General features: G+C 46.8%; 14 protein-coding genes. 2 read left to right on the top strand and 12 right to left on the bottom strand.

The annotated features are described in order from the left end of the window. Positions 1-24 precede the first annotated feature (24 nt). Together M1E03_RS16445 and M1E03_RS16450 are read right to left on the bottom strand one after the other, a co-directional pair. Positions 25-840, bottom strand: coding sequence for an MIP/aquaporin family protein (locus M1E03_RS16445; RefSeq protein ID WP_020450709.1), 816 nt, complete (start codon positions 838-840; stop codon positions 25-27). 228 nt (positions 841-1,068) lie between these two features. Then, entirely contained in the window at positions 1,069-1,626 is a 558-nt protein-coding gene (locus tag M1E03_RS16450; protein ID WP_458110523.1) for a glycerol-3-phosphate responsive antiterminator, read from the bottom strand. A 172-nt stretch (positions 1,627-1,798) separates the two neighbouring features. Here M1E03_RS16450 and M1E03_RS16455 point away from each other — a divergent pair, with 172 nt between their 5' ends. Further along, positions 1,799-2,791: a quinone oxidoreductase family protein gene (locus tag M1E03_RS16455; protein WP_025811830.1), complete on the top strand. Its 993-nt coding sequence runs from the start codon at positions 1,799-1,801 to the stop codon at positions 2,789-2,791. A gap of 65 nt (positions 2,792-2,856) precedes the next feature. On the opposite strand, the gene M1E03_RS16460 is transcribed toward M1E03_RS16455, so the two are convergent. The 7 genes from M1E03_RS16460 to M1E03_RS16490 form a co-directional block, all read right to left on the bottom strand. Then, positions 2,857-3,768, bottom strand: coding sequence for an AEC family transporter (locus M1E03_RS16460; RefSeq protein ID WP_458110809.1), 912 nt, complete (start codon positions 3,766-3,768; stop codon positions 2,857-2,859). A 697-nt stretch (positions 3,769-4,465) separates the two neighbouring features. After that, positions 4,466-5,266: a formate/nitrite transporter family protein gene (locus tag M1E03_RS16465; RefSeq protein ID WP_050821050.1), complete on the bottom strand. Its 801-nt coding sequence runs from the start codon at positions 5,264-5,266 to the stop codon at positions 4,466-4,468. 244 nt (positions 5,267-5,510) lie between these two features. Next, complete coding sequence (gene abc-f / locus M1E03_RS16470) at positions 5,511-7,139, bottom strand: ribosomal protection-like ABC-F family protein (RefSeq protein ID WP_445604497.1); 1,629 nt, start codon at positions 7,137-7,139, stop codon at positions 5,511-5,513. Between the two features lie 335 nt (positions 7,140-7,474). Then, positions 7,475-9,013, bottom strand: a complete 1,539-nt coding sequence (locus M1E03_RS16475) for a bifunctional GNAT family N-acetyltransferase/carbon-nitrogen hydrolase family protein (protein WP_020450701.1) — start codon at positions 9,011-9,013, stop codon at positions 7,475-7,477. 23 nt (positions 9,014-9,036) lie between these two features. Beyond that, on the bottom strand, positions 9,037-9,699 hold the full coding sequence (locus tag M1E03_RS16480) for an HAD family hydrolase (protein ID WP_023856497.1): 663 nt from the start codon (positions 9,697-9,699) through the stop codon (positions 9,037-9,039). A 138-nt stretch (positions 9,700-9,837) separates the two neighbouring features. Next, entirely contained in the window at positions 9,838-10,242 is a 405-nt protein-coding gene (locus tag M1E03_RS16485) for a CBS domain-containing protein (RefSeq protein WP_373367315.1), read from the bottom strand. A 189-nt stretch (positions 10,243-10,431) separates the two neighbouring features. After that, entirely contained in the window at positions 10,432-10,800 is a 369-nt protein-coding gene (locus M1E03_RS16490; RefSeq protein ID WP_026579999.1) for a DUF5365 family protein, read from the bottom strand. A 112-nt stretch (positions 10,801-10,912) separates the two neighbouring features. On the opposite strand from M1E03_RS16490, the gene M1E03_RS16495 reads away from it, so the two are divergent. Then, the gene (locus tag M1E03_RS16495) at positions 10,913-11,830 is read left to right on the top strand and encodes an RluA family pseudouridine synthase (RefSeq protein WP_458110524.1); all 918 of its coding nucleotides are present in this window, start codon (positions 10,913-10,915) and stop codon (positions 11,828-11,830) included. A gap of 31 nt (positions 11,831-11,861) precedes the next feature. On the opposite strand, the gene M1E03_RS16500 is transcribed toward M1E03_RS16495, so the two are convergent. The 3 genes from M1E03_RS16500 to M1E03_RS16510 form a co-directional block, all read right to left on the bottom strand. Next, positions 11,862-12,446 (bottom strand): class D sortase, encoded by a 585-nt coding sequence (locus tag M1E03_RS16500; protein ID WP_023856493.1) that lies wholly within the window; start codon positions 12,444-12,446, stop codon positions 11,862-11,864. Beyond that, positions 12,443-16,045: a 5'-nucleotidase C-terminal domain-containing protein gene (locus M1E03_RS16505; protein ID WP_458110525.1), complete on the bottom strand. Its 3,603-nt coding sequence runs from the start codon at positions 16,043-16,045 to the stop codon at positions 12,443-12,445. Before M1E03_RS16505 ends, M1E03_RS16500 begins: the two co-directional genes overlap by 4 nt. Positions 16,046-16,157: 112 nt before the next feature. Beyond that, positions 16,158-18,179 carry an ATP-binding protein gene (locus M1E03_RS16510; protein ID WP_411239087.1) on the bottom strand — a complete coding sequence of 674 codons (2,022 nt, stop codon included), beginning with the start codon at positions 18,177-18,179 and terminating at the stop codon, positions 16,158-16,160. Positions 18,180-18,681 lie beyond the last annotated feature (502 nt).

Raw genomic sequence — 18,681 nt, forward strand, 5'->3', positions numbered from 1 at the left:
GTCTGTTAAGATTTGCGTTTTTTTTTAAATGTTGACCGATTGATCAACCGATTGTTTTTTCATATGAATATAGAAACCTAACAATATCACAACTAGTATAACGCTTACAATCCAAAATGTGTTGGTGATGTGCCCTTTGAATGCGGCGTTGTAAAAAACGCCTGCAAATGAACCGCCGAGCGCCGGTCCTAAAACAGGAATCCACGCGTACTTCCAATTTGAACTTCCTTTGCCTGCAATCGGAAGGACAAAGTGGGCGATTCTCGGCCCCAAATCGCGGGCAGGGTTAATCGCATAGCCTGTTGTTCCGCCGAGCGAGAGCCCGATCGCCACGATCAGAAATCCGACAACGAGCGGATTCAGTCCGTCAGTAAACTTGTTTGCACCGATCGCTAAAAGTCCGAGAACGAGAACAAAAGTCCCCAATGTTTCACTGAACAGGTTTGCAAATGTATTTGGAATCGCCGGCCCTGTCGAAAATACTCCCAGCTTCGCGCCTTGATCTTCGGTTTCTTTCCAGTGCGGCAAGTAGTGAAGAAAAACGAGCACCGCTCCTAAAAATGCGCCGATCATCTGTCCCAAAATATAGGAAGGCACTTCTTTCCAAGGAAAATCTCCGACAAATGCCAGCCCCAATGTCACGGCCGGATTTAAATGCGCTCCGCTGATGCCGCCGACGGCATATACCGCCATGGCCACGCCAAGCCCCCAGCCGAAGACGATCACAATCCATCCGGATTGATGGGACAGCGATTTTTTCAAATTAACTCCTGCACAAACTCCAGCTCCAAAGACGATGAGCAGCATCGTTCCGATAACTTCCCCCCAAAATGCTGTCAAGGCTATCCCTCCTAAAATCTATTCTGAAGTGTTATTTTAAAGATGAACACCATGGGCTCACCTTTTCCACTGTGTCTATAAGACCATAAAAAAACACAGCAAACTTTCTTTACATCATACTGAGTAAAGAACTGCTGTGGTCTCCGGGTCTCCGTCACAATGTATTAACTTAGTAAGATCGTATCGTATAGTGAAAGCGTTGTCAATAATTTTTCACATTTTAAATTTTTACTTCCAGTATTTTTTCCATAGATCAGTGTCTGAGGTGGTGACTGCGGATGCCCCTGCTGCAAGCGCCTGCTCGACGTCTTTTTCAGTACGGATAAACCCGCCCGCAAAGATCGGAATGCCAGTTATTTCTTTGACTTCCTTGATCAGTTCCGGCACCACTCCGGGAAGCACTTCTATATAGTCGGGTCTGTGCTTTTTCACCAATTCAATACTCTTCTTCATGGCGCTTGTGTCTATTAAAAACATGCGCTGGATCGCATACACTTTCTTCTGCTTTGCTTTTGCGATAACGCTTGATCTTGTAGAGAGAATGCCCGCCGGCTTCATTTCCTGGCAAATGAATTCCGCCCCGTATTCATCATGCTTAATTCCTTGGATCAGATCGACGTGAACAAACATTTTTTTCCCATGAGATCTTGCCGCGCTGATGACGCCTCCCAGCTGTCCAAGATGGATGTCAAGCAGCACCCCGTATGAAAACGGGCTGTCCAGGAATGTATCAAACTGCTTCATATTACGTACCGCAGGTAAAATTTGTTGATCGTAAAAACTCATGTTCCATCTCCTTCACTTGCTATCTTGCTTCTGTATTACACTAATGGAATTTCCGCCTCATTGCAATCCTTTATAAACAGAAGCCTCTCACGGTGCCCGGGCAAATCATTTTACATTTACCTTCAGTCATGTCCATAATTTAACACAACCAACTCGAATGGGGGAATTTTTTATGAAAGCGATCATCCATGAAGGAATCAAGGGCCTTTCAGGACTGAAATATACAGACGTTTCCGACAAAACGCCCGGTCCGGGTGAAGTCAAAATCAGACTGAAAGCGGCCGGACTGAACCACCGTGACTTGTTCCTCTTTCAATCCAGGGAGGCGGGTGATGCCCCATTTATACCCGGCTCCGACGGAGCAGGCACGATCGAAGAGACAGGCGAAGGCGTTCAGGGCCTCGCCGTTCATACAGAGGTGATCATCAATCCGAGCATCGGCTGGGAATATACGGATTCTGTTCCGCAAGTACCCGACATTCTCGGCGGCCCATCTGACGGAACCTTCGCAGAGCATGTCATCGTCCCGGCGAAGCACGTGTTGAAAAAACCGGCGCACCTTTCCTGGGAGGAAGCAGGCGTCTTGCCTTTATCCGCTCTGACCGCTTACAGGGCTTTATTTACGAAAGGACATTTAAAAAAAGGCGAACACATCTTAATACCGGGAGTCGGCGGAGGCGTCGCCACAAACGCAGTGCTCATGGCAAAGGCAGCAGGCGCGCGGGTGACTGTAACCTCCCGAAGCGAAGAAAAAAGAAAAGAAGCGCTCCGCTATGGGGCGGATCTCGCAATTGAAAGCCGCGGTCTGTGGAAAGAAAGCTTGGGCGGGGAACGGGTTGATTTAATCCTCGACAGCATCGGTCCGGCAACTTTTGCGAATTATTTCGATGTCATCAAGCCGAACGGAAGGATCATCAATTTCGGCGCCAGCTCGGGAGACAGCATCCAGCTTCCGCTGCGCTCGCTCTTTTTCCCGCAGATCAGCATCATCGGCACTTCGATGGGCAGCCTCGAAGAATTTCGGCAAATGATTGATTTTATCGAACGCCATTCCCTTAAGCCGGTGCTTGATCAAGTGTTTCCTTTATCAGAAGCGGTTGCAGCCTTTAAACGGATGAAAGACGGGGAGCAGTTTGGAAATATCGCTTTGCAAATAGGCGGGTAACCTCTGGGGAACGGCGGCTTGCCAGTCCTCAGCCGCCGTTTTTTGGTTTTGACCGAAAAAAGAGGTCAGCCCCATAATGAAAGCAGCCACAGCACGACCGGAAGGGTGACGATGCTGAGTATTGTACTGATAAACGTCGCGCTTGAAACGATTTCCGGCTTTGTTTCAAACTGAACCGCCATCAAAGTCGTATTCGCCGCTGTCGGCATGGCCGCCGCCAACACCATGATCTGTTTAACCAGCCCGTCGACGGGGAGAATCAGCGCAAACCCCAAGGCAATGAGCGGAGACACGAATAGTTTCAGCAAAAGCGAGTAAGAAATTTTCCGATATTCGATATGTTGAAAGGAAATCACCGCAAGCTGCATGCCGAGAATAATCATAATCGTCGGAATCGCGGCGTCCCCCACCAATTTAATTCCCGTCATTAACTGTTCGGGAATCGAAATATACCCCAGCTGAAAGCATATGCCGAGCAGGGCACCGTATGCGACCGGCATCCGGATAACCCTTGTCATCACAATTTTAAATCCGCCCGCTTCAGGGCTTCCTTTCGCTGCATAATATATGCCGATCGTGCTCATGACAAGCTGCTGAAGCACCATCAGCACAACGGCGATATCAAGCCCGGCCGTGCCGTAGACAAGCAGGACGACAGGAGTGCCGTAGTTTCCGTTATTCATGAAAGCGGATGATAAAACGAGAGCGCATCGCTCCTGATTGGAATACCCGTGAACATATGAAATGAGGTAGACAAAGAGAATCAAAATGAAACAGAGGCCGAGACAATAGACAGACATATAGATATAATCCATCGTCAGCTTGTTCTCATAAAACGTATCAAACGCTAAAAACGGAGACATTAAATACAGGGACATTTTAGATAGGTTCTGAATATCAAAATGAAGCAGCTTTTGTCCGATGAACCCGATCGCAAATATCCCGAAAACCGGCAGTAAAACAAGCACAAACTCCATGATGCACCTTCTTTTTATGTATAACCGTTTCTCATTAATACTATCAATCATATAGAAAATTCCGTTTGTTTTCAACGGTGTTTCCAGCCCGTTTGCAGTAAAAGAGATCCCGCATACCCGGCCCTGCTTGGCTAGGTATGCGGCAATCTTCTTCATGTACTGGGATGCGGCTGTAAGGAGAACTTGTTCACTCACATTCCGTTTCCCCTGAAACAGACAAACGATTTTGCGGGCCTCCCCTACATGTCGGATGATGACTTTCTGGCGGTTCTTTGATCTTGGCAGTGCTCAAGCAATGGGCATGTTTCAGGATTTTTATATGACCGGCAGCCTTTTCGGTCTTGCTGGTTTAGGCAAATGCAACTGTCTTTTCAAAGGGCATCATTTTTTCTGCCGCGGGCAAATAAAAACCGCAGACAAAAGAAGACATACATTGTCTCTACTGCCTGCGGGGAGTTGCGGATGTCCGTCTATTCCGATTTTAATAGGTGCGATAAGCATTGGTTAAGGAAGGACACGAATTCTTCCACAGGCTGAATGAGCCATGAGCTTTTCCTTGTGTATCACATTCTGCTGTCTCATTGTCATGCTGTTCAGCCTCCGTTGCTTTTTTCTTACTTTGAAGTACACCCGCCTAATCCCATTTCATCATCATCTTTTTCCAAAAACGGACGGCATTTGTATGTTTGCCCTTTGTTTATGATACCCGCTTCATTTCTTTTCTGGAGCGGTCTTTCTTGTAGTATCCAATAAAATAAATGAGACCGACGAACACGGATCCGCCAATGACATTGCCGATAAAAGCCGGAATGATGTTTCCGATAAACTGCCCCCACGTGAACGAGCCTGCAAAAATGGCTGCGGGAATCACAAACATGTTGGCGACAACGTGCTGAAATCCGATTGCGACAAAAGCCATAATTGGAAACCAGATGCCAAGGATTTTCCCTGCTCCGTCTTGCGCGCCGAAAGAAAGCCATACAGCAAGACATACAAGCCAGTTACAGCCAATGCCGGAAATGAGAACCTTGCCGAAGCTCATATCTAGTTTTCCTTGTGCAACGGCGATCGTTTTTTCTAAATAAGGGCCTGTTTCAGTCAATCCAACCAAATGTCCGAAAAAGTAAGCAACAAACAGTGCCCCGATTAAGTTCATAATCGTAACGATTCCCCAGTTAACCGCCAATTGTTTCAGTGATATTTTTCTTGAAAATAAAGCCATCGCAACGGACATCATATTCCCTGTGATCAATTCAGCGCCAGCGAGCACCACAAGGATCAGACCGACAGGAAATACGGCAGCTCCGATCAGGCTGGACAGGCTTCCCCATTCTTTCGGCAGGTCGCCGATTACCCTGATATCAAGCAAGTACCCAAGGGCGATAAATGCGCCGCCTAAAAACCCCAATACAAGCAGTGACGGCAGCGGGAGCTGTATTTTTTTCATTCCTGCTTCAATTGCCGCATCCGCTATTTCATCCGGTTTTCGAAAAGCCATACTAAAACCTCCATTATTTCTTCTTTTCTCACAGTTATGGCAGAAAGACAATAAAAAAAGGCAGCACTCAAATAACCTGTGTCAACCAGGCGTTTGAATGCTGCCTAACTTGTATGCATACCCATACAACAAAATCAAGCAGAATTAAGATATCGAAAGAGAATATATACAGTCCGTGCATACATTCCATTGCTTTTGCCTTCTATAACTGTAGCAATATCCTATCAAATGTGATAAAAATGTGTCAACCCTGCCGCCGCTTCTCTCTTGCGAATGTATAGTTCCCTTCATACTTGACGAGTTTTCTGCCGTCAAGCCACCAGGTGACATTGAAAAGCCGGTCAAGAAAGTATCTGTCGTGCGAAACCGCGATAATCGTCCCTTGAAATTGGCTTAATGCTTCTTCAAGCATCTCCTTCGATTCGATGTCCAAATGGTTTGTCGGCTCATCGAGGATCAGCACATTATGGTTTTGGTGAACGAGCTGGGCCAAGCGAAGCCGCATCCGTTCGCCTCCGCTTAAATTTTTCACTTTTTGAAAGACGGATTGGCCGAAAAACAAAAACTTTGCAAGCAACATTCTGGCTTCGCCTTCTGATGCAGAAACATGTTCACGGAATTCGGCTAAAACCGTGCGCTCTTCCTCCATTTCGCCGACATGCTGCGTCAGATATGCGGCCGATAAATTGCTGCCAAGCTGCACGTCACCGCTGTCCGGTGTTTCCTTTCCGCTAATGATGTTGAGCAGCGTCGTTTTGCCGCTGCCGTTCTCTCCGACGATGGCGGCGCGCTCCTGAAAACGGACATGCATACTGAGATTGTCAAAAAGCAACCGCTCACCGAAGCTTTTGCAGACATCCTCAAGCCTGACGACATCTTTTCCGCTTCGTTCATCCATGGTGAAAGCTAAATCGATCTTTTTGCGTTCCAGTACGGGTTTCTTCACCTTTTCCATGCGCTCCAAAGCTTTTTCCATGCTTTTGGCTCGCCGGTGCAGGCCATCATTCGGAGGATTGGCGCGATTCGCCCATTCCTTCAGCCGCTTGATCGTTTCCTTCATTTTTTTGATTTTCTTCTGCTGATCCTGATAGTCATGAAATTCTCTCATGAGGCGCTCTTCCCGTTCATCGGCATAATGTGTATAGCTGCCTTTGGAAAAGTGAAGCTCTCCCTGGTCGATTTCAAGAATTGAGGTGACCGCTTCATCCAGGAAATAGCGATCATGCGATACAATGACTGCTGTGCCTTTGTACTGCTTTAAAAAAGACGTCAGCCATTCGATCGCTGTCAAATCCAAATGGTTTGTCGGTTCATCCAGCAAAAGCAGATCCGGAGCTGCCAAGAGAAGCCTGGCAAGACCCGCTTTCGTCCGTTCTCCTCCGCTTAACTCCCGCCACTCGGCATCGAGTAGCCGCTCGATATTTAAGCCGTGCGCTACCCGTTCGATTTGCGCACTGATGCCGTAGCCGCCTTTCCGTTGAAATTCATCTTGTAAAGCCCCGTACTTTTCCAAAAGAAGACTGAGTTTTTCCTCGTCCTTTTCAACGGCCAATTGCCGTTCAATCCGGGAAAGCTTCTGCTGTGTGTCCCATAATGACGAAAAAACATCATACAGCAGCTCTTTTACCGTTTGGCTGCCGTCCCATGCGGGATTCTGCTCCAAGAGCCCCGTTGATAATCCTTTTTTCCAAGTCACAAGGCCTTCATCAGGTTTCGTTTGGCCGCCGATCAGCTTCAACAACGTCGTTTTCCCTTCCCCATTTCGTCCGATCAGACCGATTCGCTCCCCTTGGTGCAGGTCCCATGACAGCCCGCTGAAAATCGTATGTCCTCCGTATGTTTGCCCGACATGTTGCAAACTGCATATCATCATCTATTTTTCCTCCGCACTCCGTAAAGAGACACCGAGCATAAAAAAAGACGGCAGAGCTTACACCCCGCCGTCAGCATCAAAAATCCGATTGTGGGCAGATGTCTCTCACTGGTATTTTTTCCAATTGAATGTGTAAAAAAGGGCAGACTGATCCCGTAATACGCATTCCCCGGAAAAAATCGCGCGACAAATATACAGATGAGCTTGCATATCCGTCATACGCTTACCAGTTTGATTCATCTTTTCCACCTCCTTTTAATAGTTACAATATATGAAAAATAAAGATAAAAGTCAACATGAAAAAGCCGGCCTAAAACGGCCGGCACACGAATCTGCTATTTTTGATAATGAATCCGGTAGATGTCATGGCGTCTGTCCTTGAGCTGCCGGACGGTTCCGTCCTGCCGCTGCCTTCTGAGAATTTCCAGGTCGACATCGCCGATGACCACCATTTCAATGTTCGGATTGCATTCTCCGACGATTCCATCCCTTGCGAATTCAAAATCTGAAGGAGCAAAAATCGCGGATTGTGCATATTGGATATCCATATTTTCGGTTTGCGGCAGATTGCCGACCGTACCGGAAATAACCGTGTACACCTGATTTTCAACCGCTCTTGCTTGAGCGCAGTATCTGACTCGCAAATAGCCTTGGCGGTCTTCCGTGCAGAAAGGGGTGAAAATAATCTTCGCCCCTTTTTCGGTTGCGATTCTGCCGAGCTCCGGGAACTCGATGTCATAGCAGATCTGGATCGCGATTTTGCCGCAGTCTGTGTCAAAGACGCGCACCTCGTCCCCCCTGCTGATGCCCCACCATTTTCGTTCATTCGGGGTAATATGAAGCTTATATTGCTTTTCGATAGTTCCGTCCCTTCTGAACAAGTAAGCGATATTGTAGATCTTCCCTTCTTCTTCAACGAAGTGGGAACCGCCGATAATGTTGACATTGTATTTAACGGCAAGATCTGTGAACAGGCTGATATAGTCTTCTGTATATTCGGTGATCCGCTGAACAGCCAGGCTCGGTGAACGCTCTTCAAGAAACGACATCAGCTGCGTCGTAAAGATTTCGGGATAGACGGCAAAATCCGCTCCCGCGTCTGAAGCCACGTCTGCATAGTATTCGACTTGGTTGGCAAACTCCTCGAAGGAATGAATCTGCTTCATCTCATATTGAATCACACAGATTCTCACCGGAAAAGCTGATTTGTAATAGCGCTTCGTCTGCGGCAAGTAGTCGACATTATTCCACTCCATCAATGTCGCATATTTGCTTGATGCTCTGTCATCCGGGAGATAGTTCGGATTGATCCTCATCATCGTAAATCCGTTCAACAGTTGAAACGAAAGAACCGGATCATAGATCTGGTGGTGGATGACTTGTTCGACATACTCCCTCGGCGTCATCTCGGAAGCGTACTTATGATAGTTCGGAATCCTGCCGCCGATGATAATGCTCTTTAAATTCAAGCGCCTTGCCAGATCTTTACGCGCTTCATAGAGACGGTGGCCGATCTTCATCCGTCTGTATTCAGGATGAACCATGACCTCGATCCCGTACATGTTTAAACCGTCGGGATTGTGATTCGTAATATACCCGTCGTCTGTAATATCTTGCCATGTGTGTCTGTCATCATATTCATCAAAGTTGATCAACAGGCTTGAACAGGAACCGATGACTTCTCCGTCAAGCTCTGCGCAAAACTGGCCTTCCGGGAAGTGTTCCAAATGGCTTTCCAGATGTTCCCGTTTCCATGGGATCATTCCCGGAAAACATAGCTCTTGAAGCCCGATGATGCTGTCGATATCTTTTTCTTCAATATTGCGGATGACAATCTTTTTTTCAAAGCGGGAAAGATCCAGTTTTTCAGACACGTCCCATTCCTCCTCTGCCTTCTTTATGATGGATTGGAAATTTTTTCGATCAGCTGCTCCAGCTCCATTTCCGCCATTGATTCCAAACGGTGGTCATAATGCTCGAACAGCAGGCTTTTCGTTACTTTATTCGGTACAATCACACATTTCATTCCGGCTCTTTTCGCGGCGACTGATCCGTTGACAGAATCTTCAAATGCAATGCACTCCTCAGGATTCACACCGAGACACTCCGCCGCTTTTAAATAGAGTTCCGGGTTCGGTTTGACTTCCTCAACATCATCGGCCGTTCTGATGCACTCGAAATCATCGTACAGGCCGATTTGTTTCAAATGCTGAGACACCCATTTATAATCCGAGCTTGACGCCAAGCCGATTTTTAAACCGAGCTCTTTCGCCGCGGACAAATAAGCTTCCACACCGGGACGCGCTTTTTCGCTTTCCATTCTTTTCGTAAAACGCTCTTGCCTCAATTTCGTCAATTGCTCATGGTCCAGCTTTTTTTGCAGCTGTTCCTCCAGATAAGAAAACGGCTGGAATCCGGCGGCCGTGCCGATGACATTTCCCCAAACCGACATAGGCAGCTCTGAGCCGTGTTCTTCAAAAATTTCCTGGAGCACTTCATATTCATGCGTTTCTGTATCTAAAATAAGACCGTCAAAATCAAAAATCACTGCTTTAATCATCGCGCTTTAGCCCAACTCCTTTTGACTGTTTGCACCATTCATTGTATCCTTCTTGCCGCCCCTTGAAAAGAGAAGACACTAAAAACCGGTATGTATAAATGAAGAAGAGCCTGCTGTAAGAGGCAAGCTCTTCCGTTCTTACTGAGTCCGTGCCGGAGTGGAGATGTTCGTAAGCGCCTGTCCGGCAGATTCGTTGGACATTTCGTTTACCGCCAGATCCCCGAGCGCCAAAATCCCGACTAAATGGTTGTTATCGACGATCGGCAGACGGCGGATTTGACTTTGAGCCATCAGCTGTGATGCTTCTTCAAGGCTCATGTTCGGATTCCCTGAAACAACATTTGTTGTCATCACGTTTGAAACAGGCGTCTGTCCATCCTGGCCTTCCGCTGTCGTTCTGAGTGTGATATCACGGTCTGTGATCATTCCTTTTAACACGCCTTGATCTACGACCGGGATCGCCCCTATATTATGACGGCTCATCAACTCAGCCGCTTCTTGAACCGTTTGATTGGAAGAAATTGTCGCCACTTGCTTAGACATTGCATTGCTGATTGTCGTCAATAGACTGCACCCCTTTCGATTGTTAGTATGTACAGGTCGCGCACATGCTAAAAAGGAAGTTGGCACCATTTCATTGTGTTTTCCGCTTATTTCTTATATCATCTTTTCATAAAAAGAAGAGCTTTTCCGAAAACGGAACAAGCTCTTCAATTCAGGCAAAAGCCGATTTTACATCAGCATTTTATTCTCGGTATTCACGATATGAAAGTCGGCGGATGTCAGAGGGAAGTACAAACCGCAGTCATTCAGCTTGCGGCAGTTTTTATCGAACAAATCACGGTCTTTCAGCATCCACCGGCGCTTCGCCTTAGTTAATAAGGCATGGATCAATTGCAGGCTTGTCATAATCTGAAACGCCTCATCGAGCGTTCCTTTGTATTCATCCTCTTTCAATTCAAGCATGCCCTGCTTTTTAAGTTCTTTTATTTTTTGTTTATTCAAGTACAATGGAAATATTTGATACAGCTCTGATACAAGCTCTTCTATATAAATTTCTTGTTCTTCAGTTGCTGCCTTTACAATTCGCAAATTGATCACCCTTCATCCCTTGTTCAAATCTCTTCAATCAGAATATCATACATAAACAATGGGCTGTGAAGGTAAGTGTTTCCTAATGGCTGAACGCTTTTTACAGAAAGGAGCAGTAAAAATGAACCAAAAAAACCACGGCTTAATCTTTAGTGCAGGCAGCCGGCATGACGGCGAACATTTATTTGCATTTCTAAAAAGAGAAGCGAAAGCATCGAAGCCTGTCATTCAATACTGGGTCGCAAACGAGAAAATTAAAGTGAATCATAAACCCGTAGATCATAACGTTCGGCTTGAGAGCGGAGACAGCGTGATGATCGATCTCAGGGAGGAGGAAGAAAGCGGAATCGTCCCTGAATACGGGGAACTTCCCGTTCTGTTTGAAGATGATCATATGCTCATTGTCAATAAGCCGGCGGGAATGGCGACACATCCGAATGAAGCTGGCCAGATCGGCACGCTGAGCAACCTTGTGGCGTTTTATTTTCAAATGAACGGCGAGGAGCGGAAAGTCCGGCACGTCCACCGTCTTGATAAGGATACGAGCGGCGCTGTCGTTTTTGCAAAGCACCGCCTCGCCCACGCCCTTTTAGACGAACAGCTGCAAAGAAAAGAACTGTCGCGTACATATCTAGCTGTAACGGAAGGGAAATTCAGAAAAAGAACAGGAACCATTTCGGCGCCGATCGGCAGAGACAGGTACCACCCCGTCAGAAGAAGGGTGTCCGATTCCGGACAGCCCGCCGTGACCCATTTTGAATCGAAAGAGTATGACAGCCGGCACGATGTTACACTATGCAGGCTGCAGCTGGAGACAGGCCGAACCCACCAAATACGTGTTCACCTTGCAAGCATCGGTCATCCTTTGTCAGGCGACACTTTATACGGCGGTTCAGAGGGGCTTTTTCCGAGGCAGGCTCTTCACGCGATCGAAATCAATGTCACCCATCCGATCACAAAAGAACCCGTCACTGTCACAGCACCGCTGCCGAATGACTTGAAAGACGAAATCAGACGACTGTTCGGCACGATTGATTAAACATAAAAAAGGCTGTCCATTAAGGACAGCCTTAAAGCGGTTTTGCATACATAATATAGCGCTCAGGCGCATTTCCGACATAAGAAAACGGATAGCATGTCGTTAACAGCAGTTCTTCTTTTTCGTGCTGCAGCGTGATGATGGATGTATCATCTTGATCAACAATTTTCGTGTGTGTGATTTCATATTCGAAGCTTCCGTATGGAAGCTCGATTTTCAGCTTATCTCCGATTTCAAGCTCTCCTGTTCTGCGAAAAACCGTATCCCTGTGCCCCGAAAGAACAATTTGCCCGTTTTGTTTTGGATAATAGCTGTCTTTATAATGACCGACACCTTTTTTCAAATCATCGGGACTGGTTCCTTCAACGATGGGAAGCTCAGCGTCCAGTCTGGGAATATGGAGGATGCCTGCCGCTTCGCCGTTGTCGGGTTTAAACGATGCGGGCGCTGAGGGATGCTTTGCTGAACGGACGGATTGACTCGATGCAATGGCTTCTTTTGCTGCAGTTAAAGAAATATCGGTCTGTCTGTTCATATCGAATATTTTCCAGCCGCCGTATGCAAAAATGGCAAGCCCCGCCGTCATAAGCAGAAACGATAACATCTTGACTTTCATAGTTTTGCAATACCCCTTTTCCGCATATAAAGAATCGCTCCAAACATAAATGTCAGGAAGCCGTACAAAAGGAAACCGCCGTAAAAGGCCGCCGTATCGGGCAGCTTGTGCTCTTCACGCGAATCTGACAGAAACGCATCATTTGACAGACCGTCCATCTTCTCCTCCGGCGCATCCGCCCCTTCACCGATCGTCACGCCTGCAACAGGAGCAGCTCCGCTCTTTGACGTATCGCCATGAACCGGCTTTTCTCCGCTGTCATAGCCGGGTTTTTCTCCATCGCCCTTATCTCCAGCCGGTTTTTCTTCGTCATTCGGATCAGCGCCTCCGCTTCCGGGTTTTTCTTCATCATCAGGATCAGCTGGCTCTTCTCCCGGACGCGAATCATCTTCTGCTAATTTTTTGATTCGTCCTTCGGCAGCGTAAGCGATCGGTTCTTTAAAGCTTTTGACAAATTCTACTGTGGCTTCGATATCCTCCGGCCCTGTGACCGAATTTTTTCCAAGCCGGGAAATCGGCGAATACTTGCTGCCCGAAGCAGATGCCATAAAGTTGTTTACGGTCAGCGTATATGTCCGGTCTAAATCAATTGGCGTTCCGTCCTCAAGAAAGATATCCGCGGTTTTATTTGTTTTCGGGTCCCATGTGTAGGTAAAGCCGCTGATCGAGTAATCCGGGCCATATGATGGGGATATTTGTGCGTCTATAATATCGTATAAATCCCTGCCTTTAATTTCAAGCCTGACGAGTACATTGCCGAAAGGCTGGATATTGAATAAGTCTCCCCATGTAATCGTTCCTTTTTTTAAATCTTGGCGGATCCCGCCCCCGTTCATCAATGCGAAATCTGAATTCATCGCGTGCCGCATGCCGTCAGCAATCAGATTCCCAAGAGGGGTGTCTCCGTCATTTGAATAGCCGCCGGCCATGTCGTGCGCTGCTTCACCGACTTTCTCACCGATGATCGGCGCAACCATCTGCTCATATTTATCCAGTATCTGACCGACCGCCGGATCAGGCTTGAGCTTTTCCTGATTCACATATTCGATTTCCGCTTTCTTTTGAACAATGTCTTTCGATTCCCGATCGATTTCAAGATCGACAACACCGATTGCCTTCCCGTATTCGTATGCTTGAACGATTAAAATATCATTGACTTGGCCGTTGACCACTTCATGATTGTGGCCGGCAAAGATAACATCGATCTCGGGATCTGCTTTTTTGGCAAGTTCGGCTGATTCACCGGTCACAACTCCGCCGTCCTGGGAAGCTGTCATATGGGCGAGCACCGCTATCGCCCGGACCCCTTTCGCTTTCAATTCTTTTGCAGCCTGGTTGACGGCCTTTGTTTCATCTGTAAATTCAATTGAGCGAATCCCTTCGGGCATGACCATATTGGCAGCCGCCTGTGTCACGACGCCGATAAAAGCGACAGGCACTCCTTCAACTTCAATGATTTCATATGGAGGAAGAAAGCTGTCCCCGCTTGTTTTCAACTTGCAATTGGCGCAGACAAGCGGGAAATTCTGTCCGTCATAACCTTTTGTCCCTTTCCCTTCAGGATGTTCGCCGCCGTTCAACATGCGCAGCAGCTCTTCGGTCCCTTCATCAAACTCGTGGTTCCCGACGGTTCCAATGTCAAATCCGATTTCCTCCATGACTTCAACTGTCGGTTCGTCTTGAAGCAGGGAAGAAACCGGCGAGCTTCCTCCGATCATATCGCCTGCGTGGACGATCAGCGTATTTTCACGTTCGGATTTTTTTTCTTTGATTAATGCTGCTGCATAATCCATCCTGCCGAATGTTCCATCCGTCCGGCCATCGCCGTTTAGATCGAGCTCATATTGCTGATCGATCTTTCCATGCAGATCATTCATGCTTAACAGACGCAGCGGAATATTGCCGCTTTGCTCTTTTTTCGAATAGCCTGCAGCTTCCGCTTCTTCAGCCGTCGCAAAGAAAATTCGTCTTTCCACCGGAATCTCTCGCCACTTTTCAGGCGCAACATACGTTTTTTCCGCAGAGTCTCCGACGTGCCGCGTCAGCCCTTTGCCTTGCTCCCTGGCACGAAATTCAAACGGCATTTCGAGGAGGGGATCAGCGGGATTCCAAATGCCGATTTTCTCGTCTTTCGCCTTTTTGACGGCGCTTTGAAACAATTGATAGTCTTCATCGCTTCCAATCGGCCAAATGAAATAGGTGACAGCCATCCCCTTTTGGACAAGCTGCAAATTCGTATTGACGCCGTCTTCAGTGATGACTTGGGCAAGCAGGCGGCCGTAGCTGTCTTTTGCTTCTTTGCCCACCTTCACAGTGACTTTGTCTCCCGGAGCCAATATAGACTGCAAATATTCCTTCGCCTTGTTTCCATGCTTCAGCTGGTTTTCATCTAATTCATTTTTCGGCGTATGATAAGTTTCGGCTGTATCTATGTTGACATAGCGGACTTTTGTAGATCCGAGAACCGGCTCTTTTAAGTGGATCGTATCCCCGTCAACAACTCGTTCGACAACACTTTCGTATTCCCCTTCAGCAGCGGGGGGAGGATGCCCGACGCCGTCTAATATCTGAAGGTCGTCCTGCTTTCTTGGCAGAAGCTGCACCGTATCATAACGGCTTAACACGCCGGTAATTTCGTACCATTGTCCTTGTTCTATCGATTCGGCGGCATTCGTTTGTTCCATCACCCTTAGTGTGAGCGGATGATAGTTTTCATCGATCATCATGATATTATAGCCGCCGCCTGCCGGCGCATCCGGCTTTGTTTCAATAAAGCCTTTCATCTTCACAAGCCGGCCTTCGTATTCAGCTGCCGTTCCGTGATCGAGCACATCTTTAATGGTCAACGGAACAGGGTCAGGCAGTGCCGCTCCTTCTCCGGTTACTTCAATGCCTGACGGTACAGGAACAATTTCTGTCAAACCTTTGAATGTCGTGATCTTCCCTGTGACCGAGACAGACATCCCCTCTTTCAGCTCCGGAAAATCGTCTTGTACAGCGGAATAAATATTGATTCCCGCCGTGTCGTCCTGAATAAATGTGGACAGTTTTCCTCCTCCGACAGCTGCTTGATCCGCAGTGACGATTCCTTTGATTTTGACCGTTTCATTTAAAAGCTTGCGCGCCTCGGCTATCGTTTTGATCTCCGGCTGGACTGGCGGCGCATCGCCTCCGGAAAATGTGATGGATTGAACGGATTTCAAACCGGGGGAATTAAAATATGTAGAGCGTTCGCCTTCAATGATGAGTTTTTTTCCGATGAGATGAGGGTTTGTCTTTAAACCGAACTGGTCTCTGAAAGATGCGGGTATCTGCACGGGGAGTATGTTCTCAGGTGATGTTTCCTCTTTTTTATCTGCGATTGCGATGTTATAATCGTTGGCGAAATTTCCGCTGAAACGATAATGGCCGCTCGACACAGTATGCCCGACGACATACCCTTCAACGGCTGCATGCCCTTCGTTGTGCTTAATCGCTTCTTCTACGGTAATCGTTTCTGAAGCGCGCGATACGTCCGCAAACGGCGCTAAAAAAGACGCAATCATCATAAGGGTGATCGTCAAACCAGCTAAAAAACGACACTTTAGAACATTGACCATATATTCGCCTCCCGTTTTTTGCTTCCTGTCAAGTTTATCTGATGATGATAAAGAACATATAATTTTTTTGTAAAATTTTCAAAAAAGAATGAGAACAGGGATGACCGCATTCTCATTCTTTAATCGGAAGCTTCAATTTTACGGTCGTTCCTTTTCCTTCCTCGCTTTCAAAATGAATGCTTCCGCCGTGATTTTCAATAATTTTAAATGTAACCATTAATCCGAGCCCGGTTCCTTTTTCCTTCGTTGTATAAAATGGCTCCCCAAGCTTTTCAAGCACATCTTTTGAGATGCCCTTTCCCTGATCTTCAAAGGTGATGAATACGCTGTCTTTTTCAAAGTAGGAACGTATTGTGATAAAGCCTTCAACATCCTCCATCGCCTCGATCGCATTTTTTAATATGTTGAGGAAAACCTGTTTCAGTTCATTTGATACAGCAAGAATCTCAGGGAGATCTCCGCTCAGCTGTTTCTCGATCCGCACATTGTTCAGCACGGCCTGCGACTCCAATACCATGCAGACATCTTCAACAATCGAGTTGACCTGAACCGGATCAAATGTAGTCGATTTTGTTTTGGCCAATACGAGAAATTCGTTGATAATCGCTTCAAGCCTGATGAATTCGGACATCATCACTTCCGCATAGTCTTTTTGATATTTTTTAGACTGGATCATCAGCTGGAGGAACCCTTTCAGAGATGTGAGGGGATTCCGTATTTCATGAGCGATCCCGGCAGCGAGCTGCCCGACCGCTGACAGCATTTCCGATTTCATAAGCATTTTTTCAGACCGCTTTTGGTTTGTAATGTCCTCGGATATCAGCATCACCTGATGCACGTTCCCTGCGCTGTCCTCCACAGGAACAAGGGAGGTTTGCTCCCACCTGTCCTGCTGCTCCCCATCCTGGTAATGAAGATCCCCTGACCATGGTTTCTTATCAAGGACGTGCTTCCAGTAGCGATGGAGATCATCACAGTGAAAATGCTTGCGGTAAATGTCAAATACATCCCTGCCGATGATGTCATCCTGTTGTTTTCTGAGCATCCGGCAGAAGCGTTTGTTTGCATAAGTAACCGAACCGTCGACCGAAGTGAGCAATATGTTGGCCGGACTTTGATCAATAGCCTGTGAGCTGATGTGCAGGGCCTCGTTTGTCTTTTTCAGTTCAGTGACATTCGTGAACGTGACAACAATGCCTTCAATCTTTTTCCCCGACGCATAATAAGGCATCATTTTCACGGCATACCAGCCGCCGTTTGGCATTTCGAACTCTTTTACGACCGTCTTGTTTTCATAAAGCGTCCGCTTTAAGTCATCGGCATACTCCTCATAGTTGAACCTCTCTGTCAGCTTATCGGCAGGCCTTGAAAGATCCTCCTTTTTCAGGTCGAACATATTGGCGGCTTCTGGCGTAAATAATTTCAATTTCAATTCCTGATCCAAAAAAACGGCGGCGATGTTCGTGCTCGTCAGCAGATTGTTCAGATCATTTTTAAGGGTGTTCAGCTCATTCACTTTCTTTTCAAACGCCCTGTTTAGCGCTGTTAATTTTTTGTTTTCTTCCTGAAGCTTTTGATTGGCGGACACCAAAGCGTCGTTGGACGCTTCGAGCTCTTTTACCGTCCGGTACAGATGTTGGAGATGAAGCTGGCCGTCCTCTCCGCCGGATACCGGCGCGCGGGCAGCCTCTTCTTTTGCTTTTTCGATAAACAGCACATAAAGCTTGTGATACTGGCGGAAGAAACTTTTTAATGTCAAATGAACAAAGGATAGTTCTCCGCTTAAATAAATCGGAACGTTTTTAAACGACACTTTTTTCTCTTTTTTTGCCCTCTGTAAAGCGGCATTGACCTGCACGGATAAGCTCGCGGGAAAAGCTTGATGAATGTTGCCTTTTGAACTTTTCAAATATTGATCGGCACTTTCTGAGGACGCGACAATTTCTCCCCGGTCATTCAGGATCAGACAAGGAAACATATACTGGTCGATCAAGGAAAGATAAATATCATCCAGCCTATGAAAACCACTCAGTTCATTGATTTTTTTATATACTTCTGTTTGCACCTTCGGATACACAGAATCATTACCAAATAAACCTGACATTTTTCCAACCGTCTCACTTGAGCCCAGCATTACAAAACTCCTCCTTTTCTAAGTGCAAAATCAAAAAGGAAAACACCTTTTTTGCATTTTCATGATGATTGGCAGCTGAAATCATTTACGGAGGGAGAATCCTTTACAGATCGCGCAGGGGCAATAAAAAGTTTGCAGGCACCTTCTTTAAATGCCAAAGTTCTTCATGCCGATATCCACCCGGGCATTGCAAATCGATTGTTTTTCAGTCCATATTTAAACAAAAGTGCATGAACACAAGACCGACATCCGTCTTTTATTCTTCTTCCGGCAGCCTTTATTTGAATCCGACCTGTTTCGGCTCATTTGTTTTTTCGGATATCAAACATCCATCCACTCACCGAATTCCTTTAACTGCCGGAAGCATGAAGCATGCATGAACATTTCATCATCGCCCGGCATATATGTGCTCCGTTTACAAAGGTACGAGGGATCTCAAAACCGGCCAGAATTTCCTCTCCTGATCCTCAGTTTTTTTCAGTTTGACGCCAAAATGACCTCA

The organism is Bacillus sp. PK6-013, assembly GCF_054161445.1.